Genomic DNA, 18569 nt, shown 5'->3' with positions numbered 1-18569 from the left:
CTTGTCTGTAATTTATATTACACGGCGATTCAACGCAACGGTTCCGGCCCGTTCCACGTTCAGCAAACATCGATTTTCCAGGGGTCCATATGATTCGCCTTCGTCCCGTGGCAAGCGCCGCCTGCGCTGCGCTGGCACTTGCGCTCGCTTCCTGCTCGTCCGAGGCGCCGCCCGCGCCACCGCCGGCCGAGGTCAATATCGTGACCGTCGGCACCCAGCCGGTGCCGAACGTCATCGAACTGCCCGGCCGCGTCCAGGCCTATCGCACCGCCGAAGTGCGCGCGCGCGTCGACGGTATCGTCGAGCGGCGATTGTTCGAGGAGGGCAGCTATGTCGCCGCGGGCAAGGCGCTGTTCCGCATCGATCCGCGGCAGCTCACCGCGAACGTCAACGCCGCGCGCGCGCAGCTCGCCCGCGCGCAGGCAACCGCGGCGAACGCGCGGCAGGTGGTGAACCGCTATCAGCCGCTCTTGTCGGAGCAAGCGATCGGCAAGCAGGAATATGACGCCGCGGTCGCGGCACAGCGGACCGCCGAGGCCGACGTCCAGTCGGCGCAGGCCAATCTCGATTCGGCGCGGCTCAGCCTGGGCTATGCGACGGTCACCGCGCCGATCGGCGGCCGGGCGCGACGCGCCGAGGTGACCGAGGGCGCGCTGGTCAGCGCCGCGCAGGGCACGCTGCTGACGACGATCGAGCAGATCGACCGCGTCTATGTCAATTTCGGCCAGTCGAGCTCCGACCTGATGGCGATCCGCCGCGACATGGAATCGGGACGGCTGCAATTCCCGCCGGTCGGCCGCGTCGAAGTGCAGCTGATCCTTGAGGACGGCACGCCCTATCCGGTGACGGGCCATCTCGATTTCTTCGACCTGTCGATCGACGAGGCGACCGGCACCGCGGCGCTGCGCGCCGAATTCCCGAACGCGAGCAATGCGTTGCTGCCGGGACAGTTCGTGCGCGCGCGCATCAAGGCGGGGGTGCGGCCGAACGGCATTCTGATCCCGCAGCGCGCGGTCAAGCTGTCCGCCGACGCCGCGACGGTGATGATCGTCGATGCCAAGAATGTCGCGACGCTGCGCCCGGTGAAGCTGGGCGAGATGCAGGGCGGGCAATGGGCGATCCTCGACGGGTTGCGGCCGGGCGACCGCGTGATCGTCGACGGCCTGCAAAAGGTGCAGCCGGGACAGCCGGTGAAGGTCGCGGGAGCCGCCGCGGCCCGGCCCCAGCCGGCCCGAACCGCGCCGGCCAAGACCGCACCGGCCAAGCGCTGAGGCCGATCGCATGTCTCCCCGTTTCTTCATCGACCGGCCCATCTTTTCGTGGGTCATCGCCATCGGCATCCTGATGGCCGGGATCATCGCGCTGCGCGGGCTTCCCGTGGAGCAATATCCGTCGGTCGCGCCGCCGTCGCTGACGATCAGCGTCACCTATCCCGGCGCCGACGCCGGGACGCTCGAGCAGAATGTCACGCAGGTGATCGAGCAGGAACTGAACGGGGTCGAGGGCTTCCTCTACATGGCCTCGACCAGCGAATCGAACGGCACCGCGTCGATCACCCTGACCTTCGAGGCGGGGACTGACATCGACAATGCGCAGATGGAGGTCCAGAACCGCCTGCGCCGCGTCGAGCAGCGCCTGCCCGAGGATGTGCGACGGCAGGGCATTTCGGTGACCGAGGCCAATTCGGGCTTTCTGCTGATCGTCGCGATCACGTCGAAGAGCGGCAAGACCGACCCGATGGAGATCAACAATTTCGCCAACACGCGCGTGCTCGACGAGCTGCGCCGCGTCAACGGCGTCGGCAACGTTCAGGCCTTCGCGCCCGAATATGCGATGCGCATCTGGCTCGATCCGCAGAAGCTCGCGTCCTATCACCTCTCGCCCGCCGAGGCGCTCGGCGCGGTGCAGGAGCAGAACAGCCAGACTCCGGGCGGCCAGCTCGGCGACCAGCCGCTCGCCAAGGGGGCCGAACTCAACGCGGTGATCACGACGCAGGGCCGCTTCACCAAGCCCGAGCAGTTCGAAAGCATCATCCTGCGCGCCAACCCCGATGGGTCGGCGGTGACCTTGGGCGACGTCGGCCGCGTCGAACTCGGCGCCGCGAGCTATCTCTTCTCGTCCGAACTCAACGGCAAGCCGATGGCGGGGCTCGCGGTCCAGCTCACTCCCGGCGCCAACGCGCTTTCGACCGCGAAGGGTATCCGCGAACGGATGGACGAGCTGGCGAAGGGTTTTCCGCCCGATGTCACCTGGTCGATCCCCTATGACACGACCCCCTTCATCAGCCTGTCGATCGAGGAAGTGGTCAAGACGCTTGCCGAGGCGATGGCGCTCGTCTTCCTCGTCATGTTCCTGTTTCTCCAGAACTGGCGCGCGACGGTGATCCCCAGCGTCGTCGTCCCGATCGCGCTCGCGGGCGCGTGCCTCGGCCTCTGGCTCGCGGGCTTCTCGATCAACGTGCTGACCCTGTTCGGCATGGTGCTCGCGATCGGCATCCTCGTCGACGACGCGATCGTCGTGATCGAGAATGTCGAGCGCATCATGAGCGAGGAGCATCTCTCGCCCTATGAGGCGACGGTGAAGGCGATGAGCCAGATCACTTCGGCGATCATCGGCATCACGCTGGTGCTGATCGCGGTGTTCATCCCGATGGCCTTCTTCCCCGGATCGACCGGCGGCATCTATCGCCAATTCTCGCTGACGCTGGCGATCTCGATCGGCTTCTCGGCGCTGCTCGCGCTGACGCTGACCCCGGCGCTTTGCGCGACGCTGCTCAAGCCCCACGATGCGGCGAAGCGCAGCGGGCCGATCGGCGCGCGCGTCGACCGCTTCTTCGATCGCTTCAATGGCTGGTTCGGGCGCACGACCGACCGCTATCAGGGGCAGGTCGGCCGCGTGCTGTCGGCGCCGCTGCGCTGGCTCGGCGTATTCCTGGCGCTCGTCGGAATCACCGCCTTGCTTTTCTTCCGCCTGCCGGGTTCGTTCCTGCCGCAAGAGGATCAGGGCTTTCTGATCACCGTCGTCCAGGCCCCGCCGGGCGCGACGACGCAGCGGACGAATGTCGCGGCGAACGAGGTGCAGAAATTCTTTGCCGGGCAGCCGCAGGTTGCGAACACCGTGCTCGTCCATGGCTTCAGTTTCTTCGGCCAAGGGCAGGCGAACGCGATCATGTTCACTCCGCTGAAACCGTGGAAGGAACGTCACGGCAAGGAAAACAGCGCCGAGGCGATCGCCGGCAAGGCGATGGGCGCCTTCATGGGCATCAAGGAGGCGTTCGTCTTTTCGCTGAGCCCGCCGTCGATCCCCGAACTTGGCACGTCGAGCGGCTTCACCTTCAAGCTGCAGGACCGCGGCGGGGCGGGCCGCGACGCGCTGCTCGCCGCGCGCAACCAGATGCTCGGCGGCGCGATGCAGAGCAAGACGCTCGCCAACGTCCGGCCCGAAGGGCAGGAGGATGCACCGGTGCTCAAGGTCGACATCGACCGCATCAAGGCGCGCGCGCTCGGCCTGTCGATCGGCGACGTCAATGCGACGCTCGCGATCAGCTTCGGCAGCGCCTATGCCAACGACTTCACCCGCGAGGGCCGCGTGCTGCGCGTTCTGCTCCAGGCCGACGCCGCGAGCCGGATGACGCCGCAGGACGTGCTCGACCTCAAGGTGCGGAGCGCGGCGGGCGAGATGGTGCCCTTCGGATCGTTCAGCACCGCCGAATGGTCGGCGCAGGCGCCGCAGCTTCAGCGCTACAACGGCTATCCCGCGATGACGATCTCGGGCGAGCCCGCGCCCGGCCAGTCGACCGGCGAGGCGATGGCGGAGATGGAGCGGCTGGCGCAGGCGCTGCCCGCGGGCTTCGCCTATGAATGGACCGGCATCTCCTATGAGGAGAAGCAGTCGGCGGGGCAGATCGGCATGTTGCTCGGCCTGTCGCTCGTCGTCGTCTTCCTGCTGCTCGCGGCGCTCTACGAAAGCTGGTCGGTGCCGGTTTCGGTGCTGCTCGTCGTGCCATTGGGCGTGCTCGGCGCGGTGCTTTTCTCGATGCTGCGCGGGCTCAACGCCGACATTTATTTCAATGTCGGGCTGATCACGATCATCGGGCTCGCCGCGAAGAATGCGATCCTGATCGTCGAATTCGCGATCGAGCAGGAGGCCGAAGGCAAGGGGACGCTCGACGCGGTGATGGAGGCGGTGAAGCTGCGCCTTCGCCCGATCATCATGACCAGCATGGCCTTCATCCTCGGCATGGTGCCGCTGGTGATCGCGAGCGGGGCGGGGGCGGCGAGCCGCCGCGCGGTCGGCACCGGCGTGATGGGCGGCATGATCGCCGCGACGTTGCTCGGCATCTTCTTCATCCCGCTCTTCTACCTGTCGGTGCGCAAGTGGCTCAGCCGCAAGCGGCCCCCGGCGCCGTCCGAGAAAAGCCATCATGAGGAGGGGCTGACCCATGCGTAAGCCGATCCTGCTTCTCGCCGCGGCGACGATGCTGTCGGGGTGCGTCAACCTTGCGCCACCGCACACGCGGCCGCCGCTTTCGACCGCGCCCGACTATCCCGAAGGCTTTGCGAACGACGTCACGCTCGGCCAACGCGCGACCGAGATTTCGTGGCGCGATTTCTTCGCCGACCCGCAGCTCGCGGCGCTGGTGTCGCGTGCGCTCGAGCGCAACCGCGACCTCGCGATCGCCGTCGCGCGGATCGAGGAGGCGAAGGGGCAATATCGCATCCAGGACGCCGACCGCCTGCCGACCGTCGGGGCGAGCGCCGATGCGACGCGCAGCCGCGCCTTTTCGGCCTTCACCACGCCGCCGGGCCCCGACACCTCGAACCGCTATTCGGTCGGGGTCGGGGTCACCGGCTTCGAGCTCGATTTCTGGGGGCGGGTGAAGAATCTGTCCGAAGCGGCGCGCAGCCAGTATTTCGCGACCCAGCAGGCCGAGCGCGCCTTTCGCCTGTCGCTGATCCGCGACACCGCCTCGACCTATTTCGCCGCGTGCGGGGCGGAGGAGCAGATCGTCCTGGCCGAAGCGACGGTGACCAGCCGTCGCGAGGGGCTGCGCATCGCCAAGCTGCGGCTCGACGCGGGGGTGACCTCGGCGCTCGACTATCGCCAGTCGGAGACGCTGCTGACGCAGGCCGAGACGCAGCTTGCCAGCCTGAAGCTCGCCAAGGCGCAGGCCGACAATTTCCTCGCCGTGCTCGTCGGCGGACCGCTTCCGGCCGACCTGCCCGCGCCGCTGCCGCTCGTCGACCAGTCGCGTCCGCCCGCGCTGACCGCGGGGCTGCCCTCCGAGCTGCTGGTGGCGCGGCCCGACATCTTGCAGGCCGAAGAACAGCTTCGCGCCGCGCGCGCCAATGTCGGCGCGGCGCGTGCCGCTTTCTTCCCGTCGATCTCGCTGACGGGGAATATCGGCTTCGCGTCGTCGTCGCTCGACAGCTTGTTCGGTAACAACGGCCTGAGCTGGAGCTTCGGGCCGACGATCAGCCTGCCGATCTTCGATTTCGGGCGCAACAAGGGCAATCTGACCGTCGCCGAAGCGCGTGAGAATATCGCGGTCGCGACCTATGAGAAGACGGTGCAGTCGGCGTTCCGCGAGGTCGCCGACGCGCTCGCGGGCCGCCGTCACCTCGCCGAGCAGGTCGAAGCGCAGGAGCGCGGGACCGAGGCGACGCGCCGCATCGCCGACCTTGCGCGCAAGCGCTATCGCGAGGGGGTATCGACCTATCTCGAAGTGCTCGACGCCGAACGCAATCTCTTCGCGTCCGAACAGGCGCTGATCGAACTGCGCCGCGCGCAGGTCGACAATCTGGTGACGCTCTATGTCGCGCTGGGCGGGGGGCTGGTCGAACCGTCGTAGGGCCGTCCTCTCTTTCCCGTCATCCCGGCGAAGGCCGGGATCTCATCGTATCGGCCTGACGCACCGGCGAGATCCCGGCCTTCGCCGGGATGACGATTTCATCGGGAAGAATCACGTCTTAGCGAGGTCTCGGCGGCGTGTCGTAAACGAGGCGGAAACCGACGTTGCTCGTCCCCATGCCCGGGTCGCGCCCCTGGCGCGAGGCGGGGCGATAGCGCTGGCAATAGTTGGGCGCGCAGAGATAGCTGCCGCCCTTCACCGTGCGCGACGGCACGTCGGCGCTGAACGGATCATAGGCCGATCCTTCGTCGGGGCCTTTGGGATCGTCGCTGTCCTTCGGATCGTGGCCGGGGCGGAAGAAATCCGACGTCACCTCCCACACATTGCCGACCATGTCGTAAAGGCCGTTGGCGTTGGGTTTGTAGCAGCCCACCGGCGCCACGCCCTTGAAGCCGTCGGTCCCGGCATTGTAATTGGGGAAGGCGCCCTGCCAACTGTTCGCCTCTTCGGGCTGGACATTCTTCGACCGCTGCCCCGCGCTCGCCGCATATTCCCATTCGGCCTCGGTCGGGATGCGCCCGCCCGCCCATCTGGCATAGGCGACCATATCATCCCACGCGAGATGAACGACGGGTTCGTCGGGCACCGCGCCGGGACCGTTCGGGCCATAGGGTTTCTTCCACGACGCGCCGGGGACATATTTCCACCAATCGGTGTAGCGGTTCGACGGAAAGTCGGGCGGGGTGAAGACCGCCGATCCGGGTTTCAGCATGTCGGGTGGGATCCGGTCGGCGGGGACGTTGAACTGTTTGGGATCGACCGGCTTCTCGGCGACCGTGACATAGTGGGTCGCCGCGACGAAGGCGGCGAACTGGCGGTTGGTCACTTCGTGCGGATCGATCCAGAAGCCGTGGACGGTCGTCGTCCGCACCGGCCCCTCCTCGTCATAGACATCCTCTTCGCCCATCTCGAACGTTCCGCCAGCGAGGCGCACCGGCGTGTCGGCGATGCGCGGGCAGGCGCGCGCATGGGCGGCCGCTTCCTCCTTCGCCTGCGGCGCACCCTCTCCGCCGCATCCGGTCAGCGCCGCAAGCGACGCCGCGGTCAGCAGCGCGCCGAAAAGCGTGAATGTGCGACGCGGCATGACCTTCTCTCCCCTCGTGCGGGCCTATCATTGCCCCGGTCGCGACCTCATACCCGCGCCGCCGCATCGAATAGGGGAAAGCCCCGCGGCAAGGAACCCCGATCTGCCGCCGGCTACCGGCCTGACTGCAACTCCGCCCGATAGGCGTCCACCGTCCAGTCGCGGCCGAGGAAATTTCGCGCGAGCTGATTCATCGACGCCGACCCGCCGGGCGCGAGGATCAGGTTGCGATAACGCATGGCGGTGACCTGATCGCGCAGGCCATGTTTGCGGAATTCGCTGAGCAGATCGCTCGCGAGCGCCTTGGACCATTGATAGGTGTAATAGGACGCGCCGTAGCCGGTGAGATGGCCGAACGCGGCGTAGCCGTGCGTGCCTTCGGGGTTGGGAGCGAGAGCGTAGCGATTATAGGCCGCGTCATAGACCGCGGCCAGATCGCGATCCTTGGGAACGCCCGAATAGAAAGCGAGCGAGGCGCTGGCATAGCCGCGATGGCATCCTGAGGCGGTTCGCGAATGGGGCGAGGATGCGAAGCACCGAAATTTACGTTCGCCGAGGTCGTCCCCGCGACGACTGAATCGGGGGCAATCGAGCCCCGAACGCAGCCTCATTCATCTTGCATTTTGAACGGGCCGCAGATTCCTCTGTGTAGCAAATTGTACCAGAGTTCCAAAATTTCCCTTTGTTATCAAGGGATATTGGTGCGGTCGAGAAGACTCGAACTTCCACGGCCTTTCGGCCACAACGACCTCAACGTTGCGCGTCTACCAGTTCCGCCACGACCGCACATCATGATGGTCCGGACGGGCCGGCACCAGGTAGGAGCGGGCGCCTAGCAAAGCTTTTCGGGCGATGCAAGCGAGCTTCGCCGCTTTTATTTCGTCGCCCGGCGGTCGCACCGCGAAGGCGCGGACCTCAGCGCTTTTTGCGAATGTCATCGAAGCGACCCCGAAGCGTCATCGGACTGTCACGGCTCTGGCGTCAGACCGTCATCGAATCACCCTAGTGGCGGCGTCACCGGGGGCGGGGCGGCACATCCTCCTTTGTTCGCCGGTGGTTTTTCACAGCGCCCCTCGTGCGCACACCGGGAACGGAGAATTTCATGGCGGCTTTCGCACGCGTTCGTCTGATCATGCTAACCAGCGTGGCCTGTTCCACCCTTGCCGCCTGCGGCGCCGACGATATCGCGTCGCCGGGCGAGGGCGGTACGATCATCATCAATCCGACGCCGACCCCCACGCCGACCCCGACCCCCACGCCGACTCCGACGCCGACCGTCACTCCGGCCGCGGGCTGCCCGACCATCGGCGGCGGGGCGCTGACCGACGCCGGCACGATCAGCAATAGCGCGCTCGGCAGCTGGCGCGTCTGCACGCTGCCCGCGCGCATCACCGCCAATTCGACGCTGCCGAAGATCGCCGGCCTCCTCTATCGCATCAACGGCCGCGTCGATGTCGGTTACGATCAGGGGCCGACCGAGGAAGCGAGCGACAAGCCCGATGTCACGCTGACGATCGATCCCGGCGTCATCCTCTATGGCGAATCGGGTCCGTCGTGGCTGAACGTCAATCGCGGCAACAAGATCCAGGCGGTCGGGACCGCGACCCAGCCGATCATCTTCACCAGCCGCGACAACGTCCAGGGGCTCAACACCGAAAGCTCGTCGGGCCAGTGGGGCGGCGTCGTGCTGAGCGGCCGCGCCCCGGTCACCGACTGCGCCGCCACCGGCGCCGCGCCCGGCACCGACGCCTGCGAGCGCCAGACCGAAGGCGCGGTCGACGACGCGCTCTATGGCGGCAGCCTCGCCAACGACAACAGCGGCCGGATGAGCTATGTCCAGATCCGCTATTCGGGCTATGTCCTCTCGTCGAACAGCGAGCTTCAGTCGCTGACGCTCGAAGGCGTGGGGTCGGCCACGCAGATCGACCATATCATGTCGTACAACAGCTCCGATGACGCGGTCGAAGTATTCGGCGGCCATGCGCATGTGAAACATTTCATCGCGGTGGGCGCCGAGGACGACAATCTCGACACCGACGTCGGCACCAAGGCGAACTTCCAATACGGTATCGTCGTCCAGCGCCCGAATATCGGCGACGCGATGATCGAGGCCGATACCGACAATGCGCTCGACGGCAACAATCCGCGCCAGAACACGCGGGTGGCGAACTTCGTCTTCTTCCAGAATTCGCAGAACGCCTCGTCGGACAAGGCCTCGATCCTGCTGCGCGGCGGCACCGATTATGGCCTCTACAACTCGGTGCTGGTCAGCCCGACCAACCCCTGCATCAACATCAGCCGGACGCAGACCGCATCGGGAACGCAGAGCGCCGCGATCGACGAATATGGCGCGCCGATCTTCCGTTCGGTGCTGATGCAGTGCGCGTCGCCCAAATATATCGACAGCGGCATCACCGCGGGCGCGGTGGCGTCGATCTTCGGTTCGGGGTCGAACGGCAATGACGACGCCTATACGCCGACCTTCGCCAGCCTGTTCATCAACGGGGCGAACGAAACCAAGGTGGCGGCGTTCGACGTGTCGACGCTGAACGGACAGATGTTCAACGGCATCGAACTGACCCGCGCCGGCTTCTTCGACAAGACGAGCTATGTCGGCGCGGTCAAGGATGCCAGCGACACCTGGTATCAGGGCTGGACCTGCAACAGCACGACCGCCGACTTCGGCACCGGCAACACGGGGCTCTGCACCTCGCTGCCGACCAGCTGAGGCCTTTGCTCCGATGGGAGGGAGCGGTGCGTGCCGCTCCCTCCCACGCATGTTTCTGCCCGCTTTCTGGGGAAATCGTCATGTCCAAGCCGCTCCGGCTCGTCCGCCTGTTGTTGATCTCCACCGCGCTCGTCGCGCCCGCCGCGGCGATGGCGCAAGCGGAGCCCGCGGCGGAAACCCCCGCGCCGGCGCCCGCCGATACGGCGGCCCCCGCGGACGACGAGACCGATGTGTCGATCCCCGGTGCCGACATCGTCGTCACCGGCCGCCGCACCGCCAATATCGAACGCAGCGCGCCGCAGGTCGTCTCGGTCCTCGGCGCCGCGGACATCGCGCGGACGGGCGAGGGCAATATCGCCGGCGCGCTCGGCCGCGTCACCGGCCTCAGCGTCGTCGGCAACGGCTTCGTCTATGTCCGCGGGCTCGGCGACCGCTATTCGCTCGCGCTGCTCAACGGCTCGCCACTGCCGAGCCCCGAGCCGCTGAAGCGCGTCGTCCCGCTCGACATCTTCCCTTCCAGCATCATCGCCTCGTCGCTGGTGCAGAAAAGCTATTCGGCGAATTTCCCCGGCGAGTTCGGCGGTGGCGTGATCAACCTGACGACCAAGGCGGTCCCGCGCGAGGCGTTTCTGGAGATCGGCGCGAGCATCGGCGGCAATTCGGAAACCACAGGCCGCCTCGGCTACACCTATTACGGCACCGGCAGCGACTGGACCGGCTTCGGCGACGGCGGCCGCAAGCTGCCGCCCGCTTATGCCGCGTGGCGTGCCTCGGGGCTGCGTATCAACGACCCCAGCGTCAACCAGCAGGCGATCGCCGGCCAGTTCGTCACCGCGCGCAACGGCATCGTCCAGCGCAACGACGACATGCCCGTCAACTGGGGTGCGAATATCACCGGCGGCAAGGCGTGGGACCTCGGCGGCACCGAGATCGGCCTGATCGCGACCGCGGGCTATACCAGCAAATGGCGCAGCCGCGCGGTGACGCAGCAGACCGCGAACGCGCTCGACCTGTCGTCGCTCAACACGGACATCCACCGCGTGATCACCGACAACCGCGTCGTCGCCAACGCGTTGCTGGGGCTCAGTGCCGAGTTCGGCGAGAACAAGGTCCGCTGGACCAGCCTCTATATCCGCGACACGATCAAGCAGGCGCGTCTCGGCGCCGAGAATCGTCCCGACACCGCCGACGCGAATCCGGGCGTCAGCTTCCAGTATCAGGACACCGCCTGGTATGCGCGCCAGCTCATCGACACCCAGTTCGTCGGCGAGTTCAAGCCGTTCGACGACCTCGGCATCGACGTTCGCGCGGGCTATGCCAATTCGCAGCGCGAGGCGCCGTTCGAACTGAGCTTCCTCTACAGCCGCTCGAACAGCCCGACCGATCCCTATGGCCAGTTCTTCACCAACACGCTGAACACCGGCCAGCGGCCGGGCAGCGCGTCGATCGCCTTCTCCGACCTCAACGAGGATCTCTATTCGGCGGGGATCGACCTGACGTGGGAAATCGCGCCGCGCGTCAAGGCGGTCTACGGCTATGCCTATAGCGACACCAACCGCGTTACCGAGCGCCGCGACTTCCTGTTCCAGGGCAACAATAATATCCCGATCGCGGTCTCGCTGCTGCGGCCCGACCTGCTGCTGTCGCAGACGATGATCTGTTTCCCGCCGCTCAATCCGCCGACCGATCCCGATTGCCCGGCGAACCCCAGCCCGACGGGGATCAGCCTGGTCGACAGTACGGGGTCGAATCCGACCTTCCGCGCGACGCTGCGCAATCATGCGGCCTATTTCCAGATTCAGGCCGACCTGCTCGACCAGCTCAACGTCAATATCGGCGCCCGCTATGAAAGCGCGGTCCAGCGCGTGTCGCCGGTTCAGGTCTATACGGTCAGCCCGACGCTGCCGCCGGCGACGAACCTCAGCCGCGACTATCTGCTCCCCGCGGCAACGCTGACATACGAGATCCAGCCGCAGATGCAGATTCGCCTCAGCGCGTCGAAGACGATCGCGCGGCCGCAGTTTCGCGAACTGGTGTTCCAGACCTATTACGATCCCGACACCAACCGCAATTTCCAGGGTAACCCTGAGCTCGTCGACAGCCAACTCTACAACGCCGAAGGCCGTTTCGAATGGTATTTCGCGCCCGAACAGCGCGTGTCGATCGGCGGCTTCTGGAAGAAGATCAAGAATCCGATCGAAACCTATGCCAGCTTCGACGGCAACAGCGTGACGACCCGCTTCGCCAACGCGCCCGAGGCGACGCTTTATGGCGTCGAGTTCGAGTTCAAGAAATATTTCGACCTCAGCGGCTGGGGCGAAGGTTTCTGGGCCAACCGCCGCGCCGTGTTCATCGGCAATTATACCTGGTCGCAGTCGAAGCTGAAGGTCGGGGCCGACGATCCGGTGCGGGCCTATCCCTTTACCGGCGCGACGCTGGCGAGCCAATTCTTTCGCGACGGCGCGCCGCTGACCGGCCAGTCCGATCATCTGGTCAACGTCGAATTGGGGCTGGAGGATACCGAACGCCTGTCGCAGCAGACGATCCTGATATCCTATGCCTCCGACCGCGTCACGCGGCGCGGGCCGTCGGGGCAGCCCGACATCTTCGAACGGCCCGGCGTCCAGCTCGACTTCGTCGCGCGGCAGGGAATTTCGACCTTCGGCAAGCAATTCGAGCTCAAGTTCGAGGCACGCAACCTGCTCGGCACCAAATATAAGGAAATGCAGGAATCGGGCGGCAACCGGATTTATTATAATCTGTACAAGCCCGGCGCGACCTTCTCGCTCGGCGGATCGGTGAAATTCTGAGCTGCGTTCAGCTCTATCACGTCACCCCCGCGAAGGCGGGGGTCCAGCTATACGGAAAGCCGCGAGGCCGCAAAGAAAGCTGGACCCCCGCCTTCGCGGGGGTGACGTGGCTGGCATGAGGGCAAATTCCCTCGACCGCCCAGCTTTCCCAGACTCGCCCCTCTGACAAAAAACTGTAATCTTCCCGTCAACTGATTGTCATCGATCGCGCCTAGGCGATTCGCGATGCAGCCTTTCAGTTGGGGGACAGGGACGACGCCATGGCAGTGCTGATGACCGGATCGGCCGTTCGGCTGCCGCGCGCGCTGCCGTCGTGGCTGCGCATCGGCAAACGGGCGCCGCGCGACATCGCGCCGATGCTGCTCGTCGGCCTACTCGGCGCCTTGCTGATCTGGCAATGCGTTCGCTTGGCCTGGGCGCTCGTCGTGCCGCTGTCGCCGCTCGGCGCGTGGCAGCCGCAGACCGCAGTGATCGCGTCCCCGGCGGAGCGGCGCGCGCTCTTTTCCAGCATCGATCCCTTTTTTCGCACCGCGCAGCAGGGCCCGGCGAACGCGACCGTCACCGCGCTCGGCCTGACGCTGTTCGGCGTCAATCTCAACGAAGCGACCGGCGGTGGATCGGCGATCATAGCGGGTGAGGACGGGGTGCAGACCAGCTATGCCGTAGGTGAGGAGATCGCGCCGGGGGTGAAGCTCGTCGGCGTGGCTTTCGATCATGTGCTGCTCGACCGCGGCGGCGCGCGCGAAAGCCTGTTCCTCGATCAGAGCGGCGAAGCGCCGGTTGCCAATCCCGCGCTGCCCGCGCCGACGCCCGAGGTCGGTAGCGCTGCCGCGGCAGCGGAAGGCGCGATGACTCCCGAGGCGCTCAACGCCGGGGTCGGCTTCGCGCCACGGACCGAAAACGGCCGGATCACCGGCCTTGTCGTGCAGCCGCAGGGCGACGGCGCTGTCTTTCGCACCGCGGGGCTGAAGCCCGGCGACGTCATCCGTTCGGTGAACGGCCGCCCGATCGCCTCGGCAGGCGATGCCGCTTCTCTCGCGAACCAGTTCACGCCCGGCGCGCGCCTCTCGCTCGAGATCGAGCGCGGCGCCAGCGTCGTGCCCGTCGCCATCCTTCTGTCGAAATAGGTCTCATGCGTCTCAAACTGTCCCTGATGCTCGCCGCCGCACTGGTTTCCGCCACGCCGGGACCGGCGCTCGCGCAATATACGCTGAACGTCCGCGACGCCGACATCCGCGCCTTCATCCAGGATGCGGCGCGGATCACCGGACGGACCTTCGTCATCGACGGCCGCGTCAACGGCAAGGTGTCGGTCGTCACCGACCGGCCGCTGTCGCGCAGCGAATATTTCGAGATTTTCCTGTCGACCCTGCGCTCGAACGGGCTCGTGGCGGTGCCGGGGCCGAACGGTGCCTATCGCATCCAGCCGATCGACGGCGCCGCGTCGCAGCCGGGGCGTATCGGCAGCAATCAGGCCGCGCAGAACCAGTTCGTCACCGAAATCATCCGCCTCAAGCATATCGACGCCGTCGCGGCGGTCGAGACGTTGCGCCCGCTGGTCAGCCCGCAGGGATCGCTGACCGCGAACCGCAACGCCAACAGCCTGGTGGTCGCCGATTTCGCCGACAATATCCGCCGCATCCGCACGCTCGCCGCGAGCATCGACCGCGACAGCTCGACCAGCCAGATCGTCACGCTGAAGAATGCCGGCGCGCGCGAAATCGCCGCCGCGCTCACCGCGCTCGTCCCGGCGGCGGGCGAGGGGGCGAAGGCGCCGCTCGCGATCGTGCCGATCGACAGCAGCAACGCCATCGCGCTGCGCGGCGATCAGGCGCTGGTCGCGCGCTTCGTCTCGATGGCGAACGACCTCGATGCCAAGGCGGCGGGCGGCACCGAACTTCGCGTCTACTGGCTCGAACATGCCAATGCCGAAACCTTGCTGCCGACCTTGCAACAGCTTGTCGGCGGCGGCAGCGATCCGGCGCAGAAGGCGGGCTTGCCGCCGGCGACATCCTCCTCGACGACGGCGGGCGGCAGCACGCCGGCTCCTAGCGCCGCGCCCGCGGCGACGACGCCCACGTCGGTCAGTGGCACGGGCGGCAGCATCGCGACGCGCGGCCCGGCGATCGTCACGCGCTACGAAGGAGCGAACGCGATCATCGTCGCCGCGAACAGCGAGGTGCAGCGGATGCTCGGCGAGTTGATCCGCCAGCTCGACAGCCGCCGCGAACAGGTGCTCGTCGAGGCGATCGTCGTCGAGATCGGCGACGATGCCGCGAAGCGCCTCGGCGTCCAGTTCCTGCTCGGCGGCAAGAACATCCCCTTCGTCGCGACCAATTACAGCAATGCGCAGCCGAACATCTTCACCCTCGGCGGGGCCTATGCCGCGACGAAACTGACCGAGGACAAGACGACGGTCGACGGCACGACCGTCGTTACCCAGACGTCGAGCGCGCTAGGCAGCAGCCTGCAGGAAGCGGCGGCGGCGTCGCTGCTCTCGGCGACCGGCGGCTTCGCGGGCTTCGCGGGCGACATCGGCAAGAACACGGTGTTCGGCGCGATCATCAACGCGGTGAAGTCGGACACGACGTCGAACCTGCTCGCGACCCCGCATATCGTGACGCTCGACAATCAGGCCGCGAAATTCCTCGTCGGGCAGGAAGTGCCGATCACGACCGGCGAAGCGCTCAGCGACAATTTCGACAACGCCTTCCGCACCGTCCAGCGCGAGGAGGTCGGCATCAAGCTGGAGGTCACGCCGCAGGTCAACGGCGCGGGCGAGGTCAAGCTGTTCCTGCGCCAGGAAGTGTCGAGCGTCGCCGGGCCGGTGTCGTCGCGCAACAGCGACCTCATCCTCAACAAGCGCTCGTTCGAGACGGTGCTGACCGTCGACGACGGCGAAATCCTCGCGATCGGCGGCCTGCTCAACGACGATGAGCGCCGGACGATCGAGCGCATTCCGCTGCTCAGCGACATTCCGCTGATCGGCGAACTCTTCAAGTCGCGCAGCCGCAGCCGGTCGAAGACGAACCTGATGGTCTTCATCCGCCCGACGATCCTGCGCAGCCGCGAGGATAATGCCGCGCTCACCGCGCGCCGCTATGGTTATATCCGCGACTTCCAGCTGCAGCGGAACCCGAATGAGGAGCCCGCGATCGACACGCTGGTGCGCGACTATATGGGGACGACCCCGCCGTCTCCCCCGACGGCGGACGATGTGACCGTCGGTCCGGTCGATCTGCCCGCGCTGCGCGGGCAGGGCGGCACCGTGACCCCTGCCGAGGTTCCACCTTCGATCTCGCAGGCGCCCGCTCCGCCGGCCGGAGAGCATCCGTGACCGACGCCGAACCGACCGCGCCGCCCGCGGCGCCGGTCGATATTCCCTATGCGTTCGCGCGCACGCACGGTGTGGTGATCGCCGAGGACGAGGGCGGGCGCTGGCTCGCGACTTTGCGCGAGGGCAGCGATCCGGCGGTGCTGATCGAGGTGAAGCGCTATCTTGCGCAGCCGATCCGCGTCGCGACCGCGAGCCCGGCCGACTTCGACCGGCTGCTCTCCGACCATTATGCCGTCGATGCCTCGGCGGCGGCGATGGCGGGAACGGTGGGCGGCAGCGACCTCGAACTCGGCATCCCGAGCGCCGAGGATCTGCTCGACAGCGCCGACGACGCGCCAGCGATCCGTCTGATCAACGCGATCATCGCCGAAGCGGTGCGGCAGGGCGTCAGCGACATCCATGTCGAACCCTATGAAAGCGGGCTCGTCGTGCGGATGCGCACCGACGGCGTGCTGCGCGAGCACCTCCGCATGCCGCCGCACGTCGCGCCCGTCGTCGTCAGCCGCATCAAGGTGATGGCGCGCCTCGACATCGCCGAACGCCGGGTGCCGCAGGACGGGCGGATCGCGCTGACGCTGGCCGGAAAGGCGGTCGACGTTCGCGTCTCGACCTTGCCGAGCCGCGCGGGCGAGCGCGTCGTGATGCGTATTCTCGACAAGGATACGGCGGGGATCGATTTCGACGTCCTCGGCCTCTCGGGCGAGGCCGACCGCATATTGCGCGAGGCGCTGGCAGAGCCCAACGGCATCATCCTCGTCACCGGGCCCACGGGGTCGGGCAAGACGACGACGCTCTATGCGGCGCTGAAACAGCTCAACGACGGTCAGCGCAACATCCTGACGGTCGAGGATCCGGTCGAATATGCCGTCGACGGCATCGGTCAGACGCAGGTCAATGCCAAGGTCGGGCTCGATTTCGCGGCCGGGCTGCGTGCGATCCTGCGCCAGGACCCGGACGTCGTGATGGTCGGCGAAATCCGCGACCGCGAAACCGCCGACATCGCGGTGCAGGCGTCGCTGACCGGCCATCTCGTCCTCTCGACCGTCCACACCAATGATGCGGTCGGCGCGATCACGCGCCTCAAGGATTTGAAGGTCGAACCGTTTTTGCTTGCCTCGACGCTGCGCGCGGTGCTCGCGCAGCGGCTCGTTCGCAAGCTCTGCGATCATTGCCGTGAGCCGGTACAGGCCGACAACGGCATCGCCGCCGTTCTCGGCCTCGATATCGGCACGGTGATCTGGAAGCCGAAAGGCTGCGAAGCGTGCGGCGGCACCGGCTTCAAGGGCCGCGTCGGGGTGTTCGAGGCGATCCGCGTCGACGAGACGGTGCGCCGCTACATCTACGCCGGTGGCGACGAAGCGATGATCGCGAAGCACGCTTTCCTGAAAGCGCCGACGCTCGCCAGCGCGGCGCGCGCGATGGTCGCGAAGGGACTGACGACGCCCGAGGAAGCGATCCGCATCGCGCGGCGCGAGGACGTCGATGCCTGATTATCGCTATGTGGCGATCGATCCCCAGGGCCGCGAGCGCAAGGGGCGGCTGACCGCCGCGAACGACGATGCCGCGCGCGCCGGCCTGATCGCACGCAAATTCCATATCGTCGCGGTCGAAGAGGCAGGGGCGAAGCCCGCCGGCCGCTCGCTGCTCGCTTTCCGCAAGGACAAGCTCGGCCACAAGGAACTCGCGCTCTTCACGCGCCAGCTCGCGACGCTCGTCGAGGTCGCGCCGCTCGAAGAGGCGCTGCGCACGCTGACGCGCCAGAGCGAGGCCGAAAGCGCGCGCGCGGTGATCGGCGACGTTCACGCGGGGCTTCTCGAAGGCCGCCGCCTCGCCGACGCGATGGCGCGCCAGCCGGGCAGTTTCCCGCCGCTCTATCGCGCGATGGTCGCGGCGGGCGAGACGACGGGCAGCCTGACGACGATCCTCGCGCGGCTTGCCGACCTGCTCGAACGCCAGGCCGAGGTGCGCGGCAAGCTGATCGCCGCGCTCGCTTACCCCGTCGTGCTCGCTTTCGTTGCGGTCGGGGTCGTCGCGGCGCTGATGATCTTCGTCGTGCCGCGCGTCGTTGAGCAGTTCGACGATGTCGGGCAGCAATTGCCGTTCCTGACCCGCGCGGTGATCGCGATTTCCAGCTTCGCCGCGAACTGGTGGTGGCTCGCGCTGCTGCTGATCGCCGGTGCTGTTTTCGGTTGGGTTCGTGCGATGCACCGTCCCGCGTTCAAGGCGGCGATCGATGCGCGGCTGCTCCGCCTGCCGCTGATCGGCCGGCTGCTCCGCGACCTTTATGCCGCGCGCTTCGCCCGCACGCTCTCGACGATGGTGTCGAGCCGCCTGCCGCTGGTCGAGGGGCTGCGGCTCACCGTGCCGACGATCCGCAATGCGGCGCTGGCGACCGCGACCGCGGGCATCGTCGATCAGGTGCGCGCGGGCGGCAGCCTGTCGGCGGCCTTGCGCGATGCCGGGGTCTTTCCGCCCTTGCTTGTCTACATGACCGCAAGCGGCGAAAGCGCGGGGCGGCTGGAGCAGATGCTCGAACGCGCCGCCGACTATCTGGAGCGCGAGTTCGATCGCTTTACCGCCGCGTCGATGGCCTTACTCGAACCTGTCATAATTGTCGTTATGGGGTCGTGCGTCGCACTCATCATCCTTTCCATCCTGCTGCCGATCCTCCAGTTGCAGAACCTTGCGGGGCTATAATA

11 protein-coding genes and 1 tRNA gene are annotated in these 18569 nt (G+C 66.9%); 9 read left to right on the top strand and 3 right to left on the bottom strand.

Translation table 11 applies throughout. From position 1 onward, the window contains the following. Positions 1-89 precede the first annotated feature (89 nt). From NP825_RS11995 to NP825_RS11985, 3 genes are read left to right on the top strand one after another with little or no spacing between them, the layout of a single operon-like run. Positions 90-1271: an efflux RND transporter periplasmic adaptor subunit gene (locus tag NP825_RS11995; protein WP_257543698.1), complete on the top strand. Its 1182-nt coding sequence runs from the start codon at positions 90-92 to the stop codon at positions 1269-1271. A gap of 10 nt (positions 1272-1281) precedes the next feature. Further along, positions 1282-4449, top strand: coding sequence for an efflux RND transporter permease subunit (locus tag NP825_RS11990; protein WP_257543697.1), 3168 nt, complete (start codon positions 1282-1284; stop codon positions 4447-4449). Continuing rightward, entirely contained in the window at positions 4442-5851 is a 1410-nt protein-coding gene (locus tag NP825_RS11985) for an efflux transporter outer membrane subunit (RefSeq protein WP_257543696.1), read from the top strand. The genes NP825_RS11990 and NP825_RS11985 overlap by 8 nt, the downstream gene beginning before the upstream one ends. A gap of 118 nt (positions 5852-5969) precedes the next feature. On the opposite strand, the gene NP825_RS11980 is transcribed toward NP825_RS11985, so the two are convergent. The 3 genes from NP825_RS11980 to NP825_RS11970 form a co-directional block, all read right to left on the bottom strand. After that, positions 5970-6995 carry a formylglycine-generating enzyme family protein gene (locus NP825_RS11980; protein ID WP_257543695.1) on the bottom strand — a complete coding sequence of 342 codons (1026 nt, stop codon included), beginning with the start codon at positions 6993-6995 and terminating at the stop codon, positions 5970-5972. 113 nt (positions 6996-7108) lie between these two features. Then, the gene (locus NP825_RS11975) at positions 7109-7606 is read right to left on the bottom strand and encodes a M3 family metallopeptidase (protein WP_257543694.1); all 498 of its coding nucleotides are present in this window, start codon (positions 7604-7606) and stop codon (positions 7109-7111) included. Between the two features lie 88 nt (positions 7607-7694). Next, positions 7695-7781: transfer RNA gene (locus tag NP825_RS11970), tRNA-Leu, on the bottom strand. A gap of 316 nt (positions 7782-8097) precedes the next feature. On the opposite strand from NP825_RS11970, the gene NP825_RS11965 reads away from it, so the two are divergent. From NP825_RS11965 to gspF, 6 genes are all read left to right on the top strand, one after another. After that, the gene (locus NP825_RS11965; protein WP_257543693.1) at positions 8098-9723 is read left to right on the top strand and encodes a hypothetical protein; all 1626 of its coding nucleotides are present in this window, start codon (positions 8098-8100) and stop codon (positions 9721-9723) included. Positions 9724-9803: 80 nt separating this feature from the next. Continuing rightward, the gene (locus NP825_RS11960) at positions 9804-12533 is read left to right on the top strand and encodes a TonB-dependent receptor domain-containing protein (protein WP_257543692.1); all 2730 of its coding nucleotides are present in this window, start codon (positions 9804-9806) and stop codon (positions 12531-12533) included. A 260-nt stretch (positions 12534-12793) separates the two neighbouring features. Beyond that, positions 12794-13660, top strand: a complete 867-nt coding sequence (locus NP825_RS11955) for a type II secretion system protein N (protein ID WP_257543691.1) — start codon at positions 12794-12796, stop codon at positions 13658-13660. Between the two features lie 5 nt (positions 13661-13665). Beyond that, on the top strand, positions 13666-15870 hold the full coding sequence (gene gspD, locus NP825_RS11950) for a type II secretion system secretin GspD (RefSeq protein WP_257543690.1): 2205 nt from the start codon (positions 13666-13668) through the stop codon (positions 15868-15870). Further along, positions 15867-17360 (top strand): GspE/PulE family protein, encoded by a 1494-nt coding sequence (locus tag NP825_RS11945; protein ID WP_257543689.1) that lies wholly within the window; start codon positions 15867-15869, stop codon positions 17358-17360. Before gspD ends, NP825_RS11945 begins: the two co-directional genes overlap by 4 nt. Then, entirely contained in the window at positions 17353-18567 is a 1215-nt protein-coding gene (gene gspF / locus NP825_RS11940) for a type II secretion system inner membrane protein GspF (RefSeq protein ID WP_257543688.1), read from the top strand. The genes NP825_RS11945 and gspF overlap by 8 nt, the downstream gene beginning before the upstream one ends. Positions 18568-18569: the final 2 nt, after the last annotated feature.

Origin of the sequence: Sphingopyxis sp. DBS4 (assembly GCF_024628865.1) — a bacterium.
In the GTDB taxonomy this organism is placed as follows: domain Bacteria; phylum Pseudomonadota; class Alphaproteobacteria; order Sphingomonadales; family Sphingomonadaceae; genus Sphingopyxis.
This window is presented reverse-complemented; position numbering and strand designations above follow the sequence as displayed.

Excerpts from the sequence above, each read along its gene's own strand:
- NP825_RS11995 (WP_257543698.1), top strand. The coding sequence starts at position 90 with ATGATTCGCCTTCGTCCCGTGGCAAGCGCCGCCTGCGCTGCGCTGGCA.
- NP825_RS11975 (WP_257543694.1), bottom strand. The coding sequence starts at position 7,606 with ATGAGGCTGCGTTCGGGGCTCGATTGCCCCCGATTCAGTCGTCGCGGG.
- gspF (WP_257543688.1), top strand. The coding sequence starts at position 17,353 with ATGCCTGATTATCGCTATGTGGCGATCGATCCCCAGGGCCGCGAGCGC.
- NP825_RS11990 (WP_257543697.1), top strand. The coding sequence starts at position 1,282 with ATGTCTCCCCGTTTCTTCATCGACCGGCCCATCTTTTCGTGGGTCATC.
- NP825_RS11980 (WP_257543695.1), bottom strand. The coding sequence starts at position 6,995 with ATGCCGCGTCGCACATTCACGCTTTTCGGCGCGCTGCTGACCGCGGCG.
- NP825_RS11965 (WP_257543693.1), top strand. The coding sequence starts at position 8,098 with ATGGCGGCTTTCGCACGCGTTCGTCTGATCATGCTAACCAGCGTGGCC.
- NP825_RS11955 (WP_257543691.1), top strand. The coding sequence starts at position 12,794 with ATGGCAGTGCTGATGACCGGATCGGCCGTTCGGCTGCCGCGCGCGCTG.
- gspD (WP_257543690.1), top strand. The coding sequence starts at position 13,666 with ATGCGTCTCAAACTGTCCCTGATGCTCGCCGCCGCACTGGTTTCCGCC.
- NP825_RS11985 (WP_257543696.1), top strand. The coding sequence starts at position 4,442 with ATGCGTAAGCCGATCCTGCTTCTCGCCGCGGCGACGATGCTGTCGGGG.
- NP825_RS11960 (WP_257543692.1), top strand. The coding sequence starts at position 9,804 with ATGTCCAAGCCGCTCCGGCTCGTCCGCCTGTTGTTGATCTCCACCGCG.